Here is a 16,581-nt window from a genome sequence, read left to right as displayed (position 1 = left end):
AAAAAGCCTCGGAGTTTTGTTAACTCCGAGGCTTTTTTTTAATGGTAACTACCAGTTTTATTTCATCGTGGGCATCATAAATTCAGCACCGCTGCGGATACCCGTTGGCCAACGGGTCGTTATTGTTTTCAGGCGGGTATAGAAACGAATACCTTCTGGACCATGCATGGAATGATCACCGAACAGAGATCTTTTCCAGCCTCCAAAAGAATGGAATGCCATTGGCACAGGGATTGGCACATTTACACCAACCATGCCGATCTGGATCTTGTGCGAGAATTCACGGGCAGAATCTCCATCACGAGTAAAGATCGCAGTACCATTTCCATATTCATGATCATTGATTAGCTTAACAGCCTCATCAAAGGTATTAACACGAACGACAGCCAGTACCGGACCAAAGATTTCTTCTTTGTAGATGGTCATATCCGACGTGACGTTATCAAACAGGCAGCCACCGATGAAATAACCGTTTTCAAGACCTACCGGTTTTTTACCGCGGCCATCAACAACCAGCTTTGCCCCTTCACTCACGCCAGCATCAACAAAGCCAGTGACTTTTGCCAAATGTTCAGCAGAAATCAAAGCACCCATTTCAGCATCAGCAACTTCATAGTGCGCGATTTTAAGAGCATCAACTTTCGGTGCCAGTTTCTCAACAAGTGTATCTGCAGCTTCATCACCAACGGCAACAGCCACTGAAATCGCCATGCAGCGTTCACCCGCAGAGCCATAAGCCGCACCCATAAGTGCATCAACAGCCTGATCCATGTCAGCATCCGGCATGACAACCATGTGGTTTTTTGCCCCGCCCAGAGCCTGAACACGTTTTCCATTTGCCGTACCTGTTTTATATACATATTCAGCAATCGGGGTTGATCCAACAAAGCTGACCGCTTTGACACGTTCGTCTTCCAACAGGGTATCAACCGCTTCCTTATCGCCATTAACAACGTTAAGAACACCGTCAGGCAAACCGGCCTCTTTCAAAAGTTCAGCAAGGCGTAACGGGCAAGATGGATCTTTTTCAGAAGGTTTCAGCACGAAGGTATTACCGCAAGCGATTGCGATTGGGAACATCCACATGGGAACCATTGCCGGAAAGTTGAACGGTGTAATCCCCGCACAGACACCAACAGGTTGACGTGCAGAGTGACTATCAACACCTGTTCCAACATTTTCACTATGCTCGCCTTTCAAAAGATGCGGAATGCCACAAGCAAACTCGACAACTTCCAAGCCACGGGTAATTGAGCCGACAGCATCACTGATTACTTTACCATGTTCAGCGCTGACCATAGCAGCCAGCTCATCCATGTTTTGTTCAATCAATTCTTTGAATTTGAACATAACCCGCGCACGTCTGAGGGGTGGTGTAGCTGCCCAAGCTGGCAATGCGGCTTCTGCGACAGCAACAGCCTCACGAACTTCGTCAGCAGACGCCAATGCCACTTCACCAGAAACCTGCCCCAAAGCAGGATTGTGAATTTTGGCTGATCGACCGCCTTTTCCAGCGACCTTTTGTCCGTTAATAAAGTGTCCTATTTGTTGGCTCATTAGCCTGCTCCCACATTACTAGTTGCAGCGGTTTTCACACTGTAACAAGGTTTTCAATTGCATATTTGTTGTTTTGAGTTTTGGCATTTCCGCTTTATTTCTGCAGCAAAAATGACTTTTGTTCTTCGAGAACATTTAAAAGTTTGAGCTCTCTTGTTCATATATCCAGTTTTATCTATTCTTTATATCCAGATATATATTCACTCCTTAAATGCTATATATTTCTCTGAACAACTATTACATTTGGAGACAGTAACAAAGATGAATATTACATTATTTATTCCAAAATTTATTTACTTAGAATAAATATTTCAAAACCAATCAATGTCAAGCTTTATCATTGAACCTCAGAGATGAAAAAGGACTCCAATATAATGTCAGAAAGCCTTTTTATTCTGGACAAAGGAAGTACTGAATCTCTTCAACTTCAAATCAGAAGACAGTTTGTCTCTGCTATATTGGGGGGAAGTTTACCAGCCGGAAACCCTGTTCCTTCCAGTAGAAAGTTGGCTGAACAGCTTGGCGTATCCCGTATTACTGTTACACAGGCTTACAATTCCTTAATTGATGATGGTTATCTGACCTCCCAAGAACGTAGCGGTATCTATGTCAGTGATCGCCTGACCTTACCCTTGGCATCAGAACAACGATCCCAAGCAAAGGAAAACAGTTCATCTGATCCCGTTTTTCAACAAATGAAACATCGCCCAAGTCACCAACAGAATATTGAGAAACCAGAAAACTGGCGCGATTATCCCTATCCCTTTGTAACGGCTCAGGTTGATAAATCACTCTTCCCTATCGCTGCCTGGAGAGAATGTTCCAGACAGGCTTTGAGCTTGAATGCAATGGCAGATTGGACCGAAGATCGTCTTGGAATTGACGATCCCTTCCTAATTGAACAAATCAGAACAAGATTACTTCCCACACGAGGCATTCATGCTCGTGAAGATGAAATTCTGGTAACGGCAGGCGCCCAAAACAGCCTTTATATTCTTTCACGCCTTTTCCTGAATAATAACACCCTGTTTGGTATGGAAAATCCTGGCTATCCGGATTTGCGTAATATTATTCAGCTAATTGGCTCGCGTATTCAATATCTTGAACTGGACAATCATGGTTTAATTCCTGATCAGCAAATAGATAACTGTAACGTACTGGCGGTCACACCAAGTCACCAGTTCCCCACAACCGTCACGATGCCTTTGCAAAGAAGAAAAGCATTACTTGAACGCGCAGAAACCAACAACACCCTGATCATTGAAGATGATTATGAACCTGAATTGAATTTCGAAAATTCACCAACTCCGGCACTTAAATCCTTGGATAACACTGGACGTGTTGTTTATGTCGGAAGCCTTTCCAAATCTTTCTTTCCGGGATTACGTCTTGGTTATCTTGTTGCTTCAAAAAAAATCATCCATGAAGCCAGAGCCCTTGGTCGCCTCATGCATCGGCATACACCAACCAACAATCAACGAACCATGGCACTATTCCTTGCCCTTGGGCATCATGATGCTTTACGGAAAAAACTCAGGAGAATTTATAAAAACAGATGGTTTGAGATGAAAACCGGGTTGGAAACAATCGGCCTAAACTTTCAGAAATCATCCGGTGGATCAAGTTTTTGGGTAGAGGGTTTCAAAAATCTGGATAGTAAAGAACTTTTACAAAAGGCACTTAAGAAAGGCGTTGTTCTGGAACCAGGCACCATTTACTACTTTGATGCCATTCCCCCAAAGCACTATTTTCGCCTCGGTTTTACAGCAGTCAAACGTACTTCGATTAAAGACGGCTTGAAACAGCTTCGCTCTACTTTGAGCGAGCTTGATAAAACCTAGTGAAGCATAAGTTTAACAGTCGGAATCAAATCAAACTCTTCATCTTCTATCAATTCCGGCATCGGGATTATTTCCTCATCCTGCATTGCTTCATCAGCATGCATATAAAAAGATAACATTCCCTGATTAAGAAACGGTGTCGGACGATAAGAATCATCTTCAACAGGTGCCATTTCAATTTCTGCAAGGCTATCACTAGATTCATCCAGAGAAAGATCAGACATTTTCGATGAAACAGTTTCAATAGATCTTAGAGACTGGTTTAAGTCATCAGAACTTGACGGCACTGTATTCTCAAAAGAAACAGAATTAACGAGCATTTCCTGCAAAGCATGAACTCCTTGCCCGGAACCAGCCGGTATACTCAACAGACCATCATTGGCCTTTGCCAAACTTTCTTCTCTGACAACTTCAGAGAAATTTTCCCCCAATTGTGCGATAGCAACCATCATAATCTCCTACAAGCAGGATTATTTTAGAGAATTAAATCTAAAATTTACGTTAAATATTCCTTGACAAAAATTAACCATAAATTGCAAAAGAGCTTCTTTATTATTGAGATACAATGGGGTTAAAGTTTTTTTAATCGCGATCAGTTACCCATGATTACAAACTATTTGCGATAAGGGAGATCCAGCCAATGAGTGAATCAGTTGAAGACCGCAGGATATTTCCAAGAGCAGAAGTGATTCTGGCTGGGCGGGTTGATGGAAATTTACGCAAAAAAGACTGTGCTGTTATGGATATTTCTTTAACTGGTGCAAAACTTGAATTTGACGACCCTTTAACAGGCGAAATAATTGAAACGCTCCGCTTTTCTCAATCAGTTGCTCTCAATGTTTCCGTTGCCTGGGATCACGGTACAAATGTAGGGGTCAATTTTACTGACGCCCCCCACGACATTGCCAATGTTCTTGAACCCCTTTTACCTAAAAGCTGTTTTGAACCTTTTGATAATAAGAATTGAACCTTCTTTTGTTCATGCCTCATAGCCGAAGCTATGCACAAAAAAAATCCTGTGAGATAATTCACAGGATTTTTTCAAGAAGTTATGCCCTTGAAGAGCTATACGTCCTCTTCTTCTCCGGGAAGTCCCGGCAATCCACGCTCTTTTCTTGGTGTCCGACCAAAGAAATCACGGTAACATTTGGAGAAGTGGGACGCGGAAACAAACCCGCATGCCAAAGCGACGTCAATAACAGACATATTTGTCTGTAGCAAAAGAAGCCGTGCCTTGTTTAACCTCAACTCCAGATAATACCTTGCAGGAGAACGGCTTAGGTATTTACGAAATAAACGTTCGAGCTGCCGGGTTGACAGTCCGGCATCTTTGGCAAGCTGAATACGCGTCAAAGGCTCTTCCAGATTTTCTTCCATCAATTTAATAACAGCCAGCAACTTTGGATGTCTTACCCCCAGTCGAACAGGCATCGACATACGTTGCTGATCATGTTCATCCCGGATGCGATCATGCATAAACTGGTTTGCGACAACCCCGGCCAACTCGTGTCCATGCTGGGCAGAAATAACATTAAGCATCATGTCCAGCGATGCTGTACCACCTGCACAGGTAAATCGGTTACGATCAATCTCGAACAATTCCGGTGTGACTTCTATTTCTGGAAAATCTTCCAGAAACCCAGCAAGGTTTTCCCAGTGGATCGTGCAACTGTAATCATCCAGCAAACCCGCTTTCGCCAGAATATGTGCCCCCGTACAAAGCGCACCGATATCAACACCTTTGCGTTCGATACGTCGTAACCAAGAATGAATGCGTCTGTCCTCAATCCTGTGCGCGTCTTCCCCACTGCAAATAACAGCAGCATGAAAGCTATCAAGTTCATCAAGGTTAATGTCAGGTGTAATCGGGATACCACAGGACGATATAACGGATTGATCATCAACGCTGACCAAGTTCCAACTATAGAGCTTTTTCCCCGCTTCTCTATTAGCAAGCCTTAACGGCTCTATCGCAGAAGTAAAAGCAATAAGAGAAAATTTCGGGACAAGGAAAAAAACAATGCGCTGTGGCAATTCTTGCGGGGCTTTTCTAATCATCTCTAAACTTTCACCTGACGCGCGTGTTAGCAATGTAGCGGAACAATTTATCAGTTAAGTGCGTATTAGTACGGTCGGGCCGCAGAATAACATTATTCTCTTGCACGACCCTTAAAATGTACACTCATTCTATTCCGAGTTTATTTACTCTTTAAAATGCCAATTATCAGAAAGTTTTGGAGTAAACAAGAACCGAATACGGCTTTTCGCTTGTACTCAAAAGAAAAGGCGACCAAAGCCGCCTCTCCATAACGAATACACTCTAACCAGATTGCTTAGGTAAAGGCATCCGGCATAGAGTCTTTTTTCTTGATGATAAACTCATTCAGGGCTTCATCAATTGATGCATCAAGATCCGGCGCAACATATTGTTCCAACGTCTTTTTCACAACGGCATTTGCGCGCTGATAAGCATCAAGAGAACCTTCTGATTCCCACTGCTCGAAGGAATTGTTATCAGCAATATTAGAGCGATAAAAAGCAGTTTCAAAGTTTGCCTGAGTATGAGCACAGCCGAGGAAGTGATTACCTGGACCAACTTCGCGAAGGGCATCCATCGCCTGACCATTTTCGGTTAAATCATAACCTTCAAGCAGGCGTTGCATCATACCGAGTTGATCCGCATCCATTACGAGTTTTTCATAGGATGAAATCAAACCGCCCTCAAGCCAACCAGCCGCGTGAAGGGTAAAGTTTACACCAGCCAGAGATGTTGGGACAATTGTATTCGCTGACTCATAAGCAGCCTGCGCATCAGGAACTTTAGAACCACAAAGCGATCCACCGGAACGGAACGGAACGCCAAGACGGCGTGCAAGCTGTGCCATGCCATAAAGAACCAGTGCAGGTTCCGGGGTTCCAAATGTCGGGGCTCCGGATTGCATTGAGATCGAACTTGCAAATGACCCCATAACAACCGGTGCACCTTTGCGAACCATCTGAGCAAAAGCAATCCCGGCCATACCTTCGGCAAGGGACTGCGCCATCACACCCACAGCAGTTACAGGAGCCATCGCCCCGGCCAAAATGAACGGTGTAATAATACAAGCCTGCATGTTGCTGGCATAAACCTTCAATGCACCCAGCATTGTATCATCAAAAGTCATCGGTGAGTTCGCGTTGATCAAGCTAATCATAACTGTATTGTTTTCAACGAAATCATCGCCAAAAACCAGTTTGGACATAGCAATGGAATCTTCCGCACGTTCCGGTGCTGTCACAGAGCCCATGTAAGGCTTGTCTGAAAAACGCATGTGTGCATACAGCATATCCAGGTGACGTTTGTTCACTGGAATATCAACAGGCTCACAAACTGTACCACCAGAATGGTGAAGCGCAGGCATTGAATAAACCAGTTTCACGAAATTCCGGAAATCTTCAATCGTTGCGTAGCGACGACCACCATCAAGATCGCGGACAAAGGGAGGACCATATACAGGGGCAAAAACAGTATTCTTACCGCCAATAATGACAGATCTTTCTGCATTACGGGCGTGCTGTGTAAACTCGCGTGGCGCATGTGCACACCATTGACGCGCCAGACCACGAGGAAAACGAACACGTTCCCCCTGAACATCACAGCCATTATCTTTCAGAATTTGAAGGGCTTCGGGATCATCACGGAATTCAATCCCGATTTCTTCCAGGACTGTTTCCGCATTGTGTTCGATAATTTCAAGCGCCTCTTCATTCAGCGTCTCAAAATAAGGAATGTTACGTGTAATATACTTCAGTTGCTCTGAAGAACCGCCTGATCTGGCGGCACGTCGTGAAGCAGCACCACCGCCACTACGACCTCGACCGGCGCGACCGGCGCGACCTGATCTTTTTTCTGTATCACTCATTAATTGCCCTCCCATAGAGATCTCGAAATATTCCCTTCTGACTAATCTGGCTCTGTCTAGATTGCGACAGACAAAAAACCAAATGCGGCAAGGAGGGGTAACAAGCTTATTTCCCTAATAAAAAAACCTTGAGAACAGAATTAAGTTTTCGCCCCATTAAATCATATTTTTCAAAAATAATTAAACTGAGTGACTGTATTTCAGATACTGAAAGAACGAGTCGATTTGATTGACCTTGAGATAAAGCGACTTTCTTTGTCCCAAAAGGGTCAAGTTCTGTTAAAGTTAAAAACGTCGTAAAAGATCATTAATGTCGTTAACTGCAAGTGTGGTGACGCAAACCGATAGGACGTTCAACGAACTGTTCCTCATCATCATGTTCAGATGTAATCGGTCGCTTTTACGCTACAAAAGTTAACAAAGCTCTTGCCCTATCGCAAAGAAATGCCGAGACATAACAAACAACTTTGACCCTGTGCATAAGCACGTTTAGTCGCATTAATTTGGAGTCAGGCGATGAAATCTCACTACAAAGCCGTCGTTATCGGTGGTGGTGCTGTTGGTGTTGGTACACTTTACCACTTGGCAAAAAAAGGTTGGTCAGATGTCGCGCTGCTAGAGCGTCATGATCTGACATCTGGTTCCACTTGGCACGCTGCCGGTTTGCTACCTCTATTCAACATGAGTTACTCTGTTGGTAAAATCCACCAGTACTCTGTAGATCTTTACTCTCGTCTGGAAGAAGAAACTGGCCTGAATTCAGGACTTAAACAGGTTTCAAATATTCGTCTGGCCCGTACACAGGACCGCATGGACGAATACAAATACTATGTTGGTGTAGCCAAAACACTTGGCGTCAATGTTAAATGGCTTTCTGTTGAAGAACTCAAGGAAATCTGGCCTCTTTGTAACACAGACGGTATTCTTGGGGCGATCCAGCACGTTGACGATGGATATGTTCAGCCTGCAGAACTGACACAGGCTCTTGCAAAAGGTGCTCGTAACAACGGTGCTGAAATTCATCAGCATACAACTGTTATTGGCTTGGAACAGCAGGACGATAACAGCTGGATCGTTCAGACAGACAAGGGGGATATCTCTTGCGAACACGTCATCTCCTGTACCGGTAACTTTGCCCGCAAAACCGGTGAGATGGTTGGTCTTGATATTCCTGTAATCCCTGTTGAGCACCAGTTCATCGTCACAGAGCCACACCCTGACATTAAAGCACGTCACGCAGAAGGGCTTCCAGAAATGGGCGTTCTACGTGAATCAGATTCTTCATGGTATATGCGTGAAGAAGCTGGCGGTCTGTTGCTTGGCCCATACGAAGTTGGTGCGCCTTGCTGCTATGTTGACGGTCCTGCCCCCGACGCAAAATACGAACTCTTTAACGGTGAGCTTGAACGCTTGATGCCTTACATCGAGACAGCTTTTGAGCGCGTACCTGCCTTTGCAGAAGTCGGCATCAAAGAAGTTTACAACGGTGCGATTGCCTACACACCTGATGGATCGCCAATTATTGGTCCGGCATGGGGGGTAAAGAACTTCTGGCTTAACGAAGGTCATTCATTTGGTATTACTGCAACTGGTGGTGCTGGTTGGCAGTTGGCAGAATGGATTATTGATGGTGAGCCAACAATTGATATGTCTGGTGTTGACCCTCGTCGTTTCGGCCCTTATGCAGGCCGCGGTTTCTTGAAAGAGAAAAACGAAGAAGCCTACGCGAATGTCTTCACCGTTCACTATCCGGATGAATCTCGTCCTGCAGCTCGTGGTCTAAAGCGTTCACCTTGTTATGATCGCATGAAAGAACACGGTGCCGTTATGGGAACCGTCTTTGGTTGGGAGCGTCCAAACTGGTTCGCACCAGAAGGCTACGGCTTGACCGAAGAAGACTTGAACCAAGATGACACAATCACCCGTGAAAACCACGCCCCTGCTGAAGAAGGTAAACTTCCTGTAGAGAAATGGTCTTTCCGACGCTCTAACTACTTCGAGCACGTTGGTAACGAATGTAAGAATGTTCAGGAGAATGTTGGCCTTCTCGACATGTCTGCTTTCTCCAAATTCATCGTTAAAGGTAGAGGCGCTGAAGCATGGTTGAGCAGTCTTGTTGCCAATAAGATCCCAAAAAAGATCGGTCGTATGGCCTTGACACACATGTTGACCCTGCACGGCGGTGTTCGTGCTGAATTCACCATCCTGAAAACAGGAAAGCAGAGCTATTACCTTGTATCTGCTGGTGCTCAGGAACGCCATGACTGGGATTACCTGACAAAATTGAAGCCAACTGATGGTTCTGTTGAGCTAGAGAAAATTACAACTCAACAAGGTGTATTCATTATTGCCGGGCCAAAATCCCGCCTCTTGATGGAAAAGCTGTCTGATACTGACTTCTCTAACAAAGCTTTCCCATGGCTGACCGCACAACAGATCTCTGTTGGCATTGCGCCAGTCACTGCTGCACGTGTTAACTTTGTTGGTGAGTATGGTTGGGAGCTTCATCACCCAATCGAAATGCAGAATTACCTCTTTGATCTTCTTATGGAAGCTGGTGCAGAATTCAGCCTGAAACCATTTGGCATTCGTGCAATGGATTCCATGCGACTGGAAAAGTCCTATCGCTTGATCCCGACAGAAATGTCTATCGAATATTCTGCGCTTGAAACAGGTCTTGATCGTTTTGTTCGTCTAGACAAAGAGGATGATTTCATCGGTAAACAGGCACTGGCAGATTGGAAAGAACGCGGTTTTGACAATCAGTTTGTTACCCTTGAAGTTCATGGTGTAACTGACTGTGATGCCCGCGGTTCCGAACCTATCTATCTCAACGATGAAATGGTTGGGCGTGTAACATCCGGTGGTTACGGTTTCCGTACTCAGAAATCTATCGCCTTGGCAATGGTTCGTCCTGATCTGGCCGAAATTGGCACAGAGCTGGACGTCTATATTCTCGGAAATCTCTTCAAAGCAACTATTGTTGAAGAATCACCGTACGATCCTGAAAACAAGATCTTGCGCAACGTCGAATAATACCGACAAACGTAAGAAACTTAAAAGCCGCAGAGTTCCCAACTCTGCGGCTTTTTCTATTCTATATAATCAAATTATCCGATCATTAGATTATCGGCAGACTACCGCCCAGCAGCATAACCTTGCATAAACCGAGGGTTAGCTGCAGCCTTTAACAAACCCTTTTCTTTTGAAGCCGCGGCCATGCGCCCCAGGGACCAGTCTGGCTCAATGACAATCTTGTGCCCGCGACGTTTCAATTCTTCGATTGTTTCAGACGGGAAGCGCCCCTCCAAAGCCAGATTCCCGGGATCACATTCACGCGGATAGAACGAGCTGGGGAAATGTGCCGTCTGAAAAGCTGGTGCATCAATGGCTTCTTGAAGGTTCAATCCAAAATGAACATGGCGAAGGAAAAAATGCAACGACCATTGATCCTGTTGATCTCCGCCCGGTGTTCCAAAGACCATGTAAGGGATACCATCTTTCAAAGCAAGTGACGGCGTTAATGTCGTTCTTGGAAGCTTTCCCGGGGCTATACAGGCTGGAGAGGTTTCATCCAGCCAAAACATCTGTGCCCGGTTTGTCAGACAAAATCCCAACCCCGGAATAATTGGGGAAGACTGTAACCATCCACCGCTTGGCGTCGCTGAAACCATATTCCCCCAGCGATCAATAATATCGAGATGACACGTATCTCCCTTTGCACCACCTTTATCATCAGGGCTTGGTTCATCATCAAAACGTGCAACAGTAGGCTCGCCAATATCTTTATTGTCTTTGCCTTCATCTGTGGTTCCTTTAATCCGGACAACAACATTTCCCCCCTTACCCGGAACAGATCCTGGCCTGATCTCAAAAGAGGCTGTGTCCAAAATAAGTTTACGGCGTTCATCGTTGTAAGCATCCGACAGCAGGATATCCATCGGAACATCAACAAAATCCGGATCACCATAAAAAGCTTCCCGATCTGCAAAAGCCAGCTTTGCACTCTCTGTCACCAAATGTACAAATTCTGGCGACTTTTCATTCAGAGCATCCAGATCAAAACCTTTTAACAACGCCAGTTGCTGCAAGAAAACAGGTCCCTGTCCCCACGCCGCAGTCTTGCAGACCGTATAACCGTGATAATCAAATGTAAGAGGCTCCTCATAAGAAGCAGACCAACCAGCCAGATCATCTTTGCTCAGTAAAGCTTTGTGTCGACGTCCGGTTGTATCCATAACTTCTGCTGTTTCACAAAAATCCATGATCGCTTTGGCCACAAAACCTTCTGACCAGATTTTTCGCGCAGCTTCGATTTGTCCCTCTCGGCTATCTGAAGCAGCTTCAGCCTCGGAAATAATGCGATCGTACATATCGGCCATTTCAGGATTTTTAAAAAGCTCACCTGCTTCCGGTACTTTTCCGCCTTTGAGATAGATATCAGCTGATGATGTCCATTCATCCTCGAAAAGGACCTTCACCCGGTTTATGGTATGGGCAATATTGGGAACGATGGAATAGCCATCACGTGCATAGTTAATTGCGTAGGACAGAACATCCCGCAAGGACATGGTTCCGTAATCCAGCAACATTAACATCCAGGCATCAAAAGCACCGGGCACTACAGCCGAAAGCATCCCCGAGCCAGGCACAATAGACAAATCCAAAGCCTGATATGCTTCCAAAGTAGCCTTTTGTGGTGCAGGTCCCTGCCCGTTTATCACTTTCACAGGTCCCTTTTCCGGCGCGACAATAATCGGAACTTCCCCACCCGGGCCGTTCAAGTGCGGTTCAACTACCTGTAATGCAAAGCCTGTTGCAACCGCAGCATCATAAGCATTTCCACCCCGTTCCAGTATGCCCATGCCAGCTGCTGTTGCCAGCCAATGGGTAGAGGTAACAACACCAAAGGTTCCCACAATCTCTGGCCGTGTGGTAAATTCATTCATATTTTATTACTCCCGAGTTGACAAAATTTCCTCGAAACCGGGTTCTCACGAAAAAATTGGCTAATTCCAAGGATAAAGCGTCAAAACAACATAACTTGACAGCAAAGATAGATGATGATGATAATTGGTACAACCAATATTACTGATAGTTTCAATAAGTTTATTTTGACATTCAAAATTTTTCCTCTTGATCAGGCTTTATGTAGATGGACGCACTCTTTTCAACAGATTTGCTTATACTTGCAGCTGTCTTGCTGGCAACAGGTGTTGTTGCCGGGTTAATTGCAGGTCTGTTAGGCGTTGGTGGCGGTATTGTTATTGTCCCCGTCCTATATCACCTTTTCAGCCTTATTGGCGTTGATGAGTCTGTCCGGATGCACACCGCTGTCGGAACGTCGTTAGCAACTATTCTTATCACGGGTTTTGCCTCTGCCCGATCCCACTACAACAAAGATGCTGTTGATACAGACTTGCTAAAGAGCTGGGGACCAGCCGTTGCAATTGGAGTTCTGACAGGCGTTGTCGTTGGCGGAAATATCGGGTCCGAAGCCTTGATCGCCGTCTTTGCGATCATTGCCTTAATCGTAGCAGTGAATATGGCTTTCCGTCCTGATGGCGCACATATCTCCGATCAACTGCCCGGCTCTCCCTTTAAACAGCTTATCGGGGTTTTCATCGGTGGAATTTCCGTCCTGATGGGCATAGGTGGCGGAACCTTGTCAGTGCCTATTCTCACCCTTTTCAATTACCCCATTCGCAAAGCTGTTGCGACAGCATCAGCGATAGGACTTATCATCGCGGTTCCAGGGTTTCTTGGCTATATCTACTACGGTTTGGGACTACCCGGCAGACCAGATTTTTCCCTTGGCTATGTCAACCTGATTGGCTTCGCCCTAATCATTCCAACATCCGGATTCTTTGCCCCGATCGGCGCAAAAATTGCCCATGCAATTCCGCCAAAGTTACTTCGCCTGTCCTTTGCCTTTTTCCTCTTCATCACAAGCTTGCGCATGATACACGACTTGCTAACATAAGAAGGCTGCCTTAGAAGGCAGTGATGGGAGAGCAAGTATGATAGAACAAAGTCAATCCGCGCCGGTAGAACAAGAAATTGAAAGTAACGAAAATTCGGTTTCAACAGCGCGTGCCTATGAAGACGTTATCGCCAAGATCAGAAAACTGATCAGCGACGAGGATATGGGCCCTGGTGATGCTCTTCCTTCCGAACGACGTCTATCTGATTTGTTTGCTGTTTCACGCCATTCAGTCCGGGAAGCCATCCGTGTTTTACAAGAACAAGGTGTTCTGGCCCCAAAACGCGGAAGCGGCAACTACATCAGATCTTCCTCGCGAGAAGAGTTAACCCGCGCCCTGTCCTCGCTGGTATCAGGTGACGCCCGTCGCTTATTCGAAGTCTTTCAGCTTCGTGAGTTGATGGAACCACAAATTGCCGCCCTTGCTGCCGAAATGATCCTGCCGGAACAGTTAAAAGAAATGGATCAACTGGTCAGAACACAAATGACCACTGAAGATCGAAGTGAACTGCAAAAAATTGATCGAAATTTTCATGCGCTTATTGCCAAGGCAACGGGAAATGCGCTTTTATCTGATTTAATGGACAAGATCAGTGCATCAATGGACCCATCCCGTACCGAAGGTCATCAAAGTGATGAGCGACGGGTTGCCTCCATCACTGGCCATTGCCGCATCCTAAAGGCTTTGCAAGCACACGACCCTGTCGCTGCAGCAGAAGCAATGCGGGATCATATCAACGACATTAAACACGCTGTTTCCCCGGATACTCCCTAGAACTATTATTCAGCAGCTTGCCTTAAAGGATCAGGATAAAGTTCATCCATTGAAACACTGCGCCCCGTATCAAGAACAATGCGGGCATGATAGCGCTTTAACGCACGCGCATCTGCCGCACCACAACTGTGGGCGATAGTTCCGACTTCTTTACGCATGTTCTTCGCATAGCTGGCGACACGTTCTGATTTAGTAGTCGGGTCAAGGCCGAACTGTAGTTTTTTGTTGTGGGTGGTCACGCCGGTTGGACAGGTATTCTTGTTACACTGCAACGCCTGAATACATCCAAGGGCAAACATAAAGCCACGCGCAGAATTAACAAAATCGGCCCCTGCACAATAGGCCCACGCCACATCAGACGGGTTAATCATCTTACCACTGGCACAGACTTTAATACGATCACGTAACCCGTGTTTAATCAAGGTATCCACCACATGAGGCAAACTTTCCCGTAGTGGAACACCCATGTTATCAATCAAGCTCATCGGGGCTGCGCCTGTTCCCCCATCAGCACTATCAATCGTGATAAAATCAGGGGCGCTTTCAATGCCGCGTTTTTTGATTTCCTCACATAGGTTATCAAAAAAACCATAAGCCCCGACCACCATCTTAAAACCAACCGGTTTGCCTGTGGTATCGCGGATATAGGCCATCATATCCAAAAGATCACTCTCGCATTTCACCTCTGGATGGCGATTTGGACTGATGGCAGATTGTCCGACAGGAATACCGCGAATTTGGGAAATTTCTTCAGTGACCTTTTCACCCGGCAAAATCCCCCCCTTCCCCGGCTTGGCCCCTTGAGAAAGCTTAAGCTCAAACATTTTCACCTGATCGTGTTCCGCAACTTCCCGAAGCTTTTCCTCATCGAAACCGCCTTCTGGTTTGCGAACACCAAACTTGGCTGTGCCAATCTGGAACACAATATCTGCGCCACCTTCCAAATGATAAGGCGACAAACCTCCCTCACCTGTGTTCAACCAGATACCTGCCTTTTTAGCCCCTTTCGACAAGGCCCGAACCGCGGGGATAGAGATGGCACCATAGCTCATGCCAGAAATGTTAAATATACTATCGGTTTCATAAGGTTGCCGACAATAAGGGCCGATCACCACATTACCGGGCTCAACCGCATCTTCGGCCTGAGTCGGAAAAGGACAGTTCACAAAAAACACCGTTCCCGCAGGTCGCAAATCTCGTGAAGACCCAAAGGCAACAGTGGAATCAACATTCTTTGCGGCACGATAAACCCATGACCGCTCTGCGCGATTAAAGGGCATCTCTTCACGATCCAGAGCAAAAAAATATTGGCGAAAAAACTCCCCCAGATGTTCAAAAAGATACCTGAAGCGGGCAATAACCGGATAGTTTCGACGTAACGTACTTTCCGTCTGCGTTACATCGCTGATATAGGCATATATCAACCACAGGAAACCAGCGCCAACAGCCGTTATAAAAAGAAAAGAGAGAAGTTCCAGAAAGGTGACGACAAAATCAGGTATCTGTTCCATTAAAATCTCTCCCCATTATCATTTTCATTTCATAAACTATAATAGGAAAACTCTCTTAAAAGCCAGTCACAAGAAAAGTAGCAATTTGTGACTACATAGATTTTGTACCTCTCCTATTCCATCAGTAACTGTCCCGCCCCAAAATAAAATCAGTTCCTGAAGATTATCAAACCTTGTTTAAATCACGTCTCATTGCTTGGACTAATTTATCTATCAACACATGATGTTTATTGTCTGGGATAGTGTAAAATTGGCGAGTTAATTCGCAGACAGAAGTGCTTCCATATAATTGGACAATTAGCTCTGCATGTCGAAATGCATCTCTAGATTCTTGGGACGATTCTTCAGCAAGAACTCTTTTATAGTAAACGTCTAAAAGTCCTAAATACACATCCCGTTTTTTCTCTTGAGTCAACGAGATCGCATTAGCTCTTTCTTTTAAGAAGTGGGTAACTACTGAATGTAGAATTGTCCCTATACCTAATCCCCCTAATAAGGAAATAATGTTCATTGAGTTCATTTTCCAACCTATATTTTGAAATATTTTACTACTATAGGACGAGGGTAAAATTATATAATAGTAAGGGCAAGAAAATGAAAAGGCGCCAGAAACTCTGACGCCTTAATTAACTAGGGTGTGGACTCAATTGATCCATAATTTCATTGAAAAGAGGTATAGCATATTTAAAAAGTTTGCTCCCTTTTTCTCAAATCGTGTTGCCAGCCGCCTCATATCTTTCATTTTACAGAAGAACCGTTCAACAATATTTCTCATAGCATAGAGATTTTTATCATGGGGAACGGGATTTTTGGCATTTCGTTTTGAGGGGATAACCGCCAAAGCACCTTCATCAGCGATATCCTGTCTGATTTTACCACTGCTGTAGGCTTTGTCGGCAACAATAGCCAGAGGCGGTACCTCCCAGTCCAGAAATTCAGGCATTAATTTACTATCGTGAACATGRCCACCACTAATGGCAAGACGGACCGGGCGGCCTTTCTGATCTACAGC

General features: G+C 45.2%; 13 protein-coding genes. 5 read left to right on the top strand and 8 right to left on the bottom strand.

The features are described 5' to 3' along the window. Positions 1–57: 57 nt before the first annotated feature. Positions 58–1,557, bottom strand: a complete 1,500-nt coding sequence (locus D9A03_RS19345; RefSeq protein WP_120498876.1) for a CoA-acylating methylmalonate-semialdehyde dehydrogenase — start codon at positions 1,555–1,557, stop codon at positions 58–60. A 374-nt stretch (positions 1,558–1,931) separates the two neighbouring features. Here D9A03_RS19345 and D9A03_RS19340 point away from each other — a divergent pair, with 374 nt between their 5' ends. After that, positions 1,932–3,398, top strand: coding sequence for a PLP-dependent aminotransferase family protein (locus D9A03_RS19340; protein ID WP_120498875.1), 1,467 nt, complete (start codon positions 1,932–1,934; stop codon positions 3,396–3,398). Here D9A03_RS19340 and D9A03_RS19335 read toward each other — a convergent pair. Further along, a complete protein-coding gene (locus D9A03_RS19335) occupies positions 3,395–3,847 on the bottom strand; it encodes a hypothetical protein (RefSeq protein ID WP_120498874.1) in 453 nt (150 codons plus the stop codon). The genes D9A03_RS19340 and D9A03_RS19335 overlap by 4 nt on opposite strands. Before the next feature lie 191 nt (positions 3,848–4,038). Here D9A03_RS19335 and D9A03_RS19330 point away from each other — a divergent pair, with 191 nt between their 5' ends. Beyond that, positions 4,039–4,365 carry a PilZ domain-containing protein gene (locus D9A03_RS19330; protein ID WP_120498873.1) on the top strand — a complete coding sequence of 109 codons (327 nt, stop codon included), beginning with the start codon at positions 4,039–4,041 and terminating at the stop codon, positions 4,363–4,365. A 98-nt stretch (positions 4,366–4,463) separates the two neighbouring features. On the opposite strand, the gene D9A03_RS19325 is transcribed toward D9A03_RS19330, so the two are convergent. Together D9A03_RS19325 and D9A03_RS19320 are read right to left on the bottom strand one after the other, a co-directional pair. Next, positions 4,464–5,456, bottom strand: coding sequence for a GlxA family transcriptional regulator (locus D9A03_RS19325; RefSeq protein ID WP_120498872.1), 993 nt, complete (start codon positions 5,454–5,456; stop codon positions 4,464–4,466). 275 nt (positions 5,457–5,731) lie between these two features. Next, the gene (locus tag D9A03_RS19320; RefSeq protein ID WP_162938259.1) at positions 5,732–7,300 is read right to left on the bottom strand and encodes a trimethylamine methyltransferase family protein; all 1,569 of its coding nucleotides are present in this window, start codon (positions 7,298–7,300) and stop codon (positions 5,732–5,734) included. A 516-nt stretch (positions 7,301–7,816) separates the two neighbouring features. Here D9A03_RS19320 and D9A03_RS19315 point away from each other — a divergent pair. After that, complete coding sequence (locus tag D9A03_RS19315) at positions 7,817–10,336, top strand: FAD-dependent oxidoreductase (RefSeq protein ID WP_120498870.1); 2,520 nt, start codon at positions 7,817–7,819, stop codon at positions 10,334–10,336. A gap of 101 nt (positions 10,337–10,437) precedes the next feature. Here D9A03_RS19315 and D9A03_RS19310 read toward each other — a convergent pair whose 3' ends face one another. Continuing rightward, a complete protein-coding gene (locus D9A03_RS19310) occupies positions 10,438–12,249 on the bottom strand; it encodes a gamma-glutamyltransferase family protein (RefSeq protein ID WP_120498869.1) in 1,812 nt (603 codons plus the stop codon). A gap of 206 nt (positions 12,250–12,455) precedes the next feature. Between D9A03_RS19310 and D9A03_RS19305 the strand changes: the two genes are divergently transcribed. Both D9A03_RS19305 and D9A03_RS19300 read left to right on the top strand, forming a co-directional pair. Further along, complete coding sequence (locus tag D9A03_RS19305; RefSeq protein ID WP_120498868.1) at positions 12,456–13,283, top strand: sulfite exporter TauE/SafE family protein; 828 nt, start codon at positions 12,456–12,458, stop codon at positions 13,281–13,283. Between the two features lie 37 nt (positions 13,284–13,320). Beyond that, a complete protein-coding gene (locus D9A03_RS19300) occupies positions 13,321–14,058 on the top strand; it encodes a FadR/GntR family transcriptional regulator (protein WP_120498867.1) in 738 nt (245 codons plus the stop codon). A gap of 5 nt (positions 14,059–14,063) precedes the next feature. Here the strand turns inward: D9A03_RS19300 and D9A03_RS19295 are convergent, their stop codons facing one another. The 3 genes from D9A03_RS19295 to D9A03_RS19285 all read right to left on the bottom strand — a co-directional run. Then, on the bottom strand, positions 14,064–15,569 hold the full coding sequence (locus D9A03_RS19295) for an FMN-binding glutamate synthase family protein (RefSeq protein WP_120498866.1): 1,506 nt from the start codon (positions 15,567–15,569) through the stop codon (positions 14,064–14,066). Positions 15,570–15,735: 166 nt separating this feature from the next. Beyond that, positions 15,736–16,080: a hypothetical protein gene (locus D9A03_RS19290; RefSeq protein ID WP_120498865.1), complete on the bottom strand. Its 345-nt coding sequence runs from the start codon at positions 16,078–16,080 to the stop codon at positions 15,736–15,738. A gap of 132 nt (positions 16,081–16,212) precedes the next feature. Continuing rightward, a partial coding sequence (locus tag D9A03_RS19285; protein WP_120498864.1) for an IS5 family transposase occupies positions 16,213–16,581 on the bottom strand: 369 nt, incomplete at its 5' end.

It is taken from the genome of Kiloniella sp. EL199, from assembly GCF_900313065.1.
Lineage (GTDB): Bacteria > Pseudomonadota > Alphaproteobacteria > Kiloniellales > Kiloniellaceae > Kiloniella.
The sequence above is the reverse complement of the archived record's forward strand: the minus strand, read 5'-3'. Positions and strand labels throughout refer to the sequence as shown.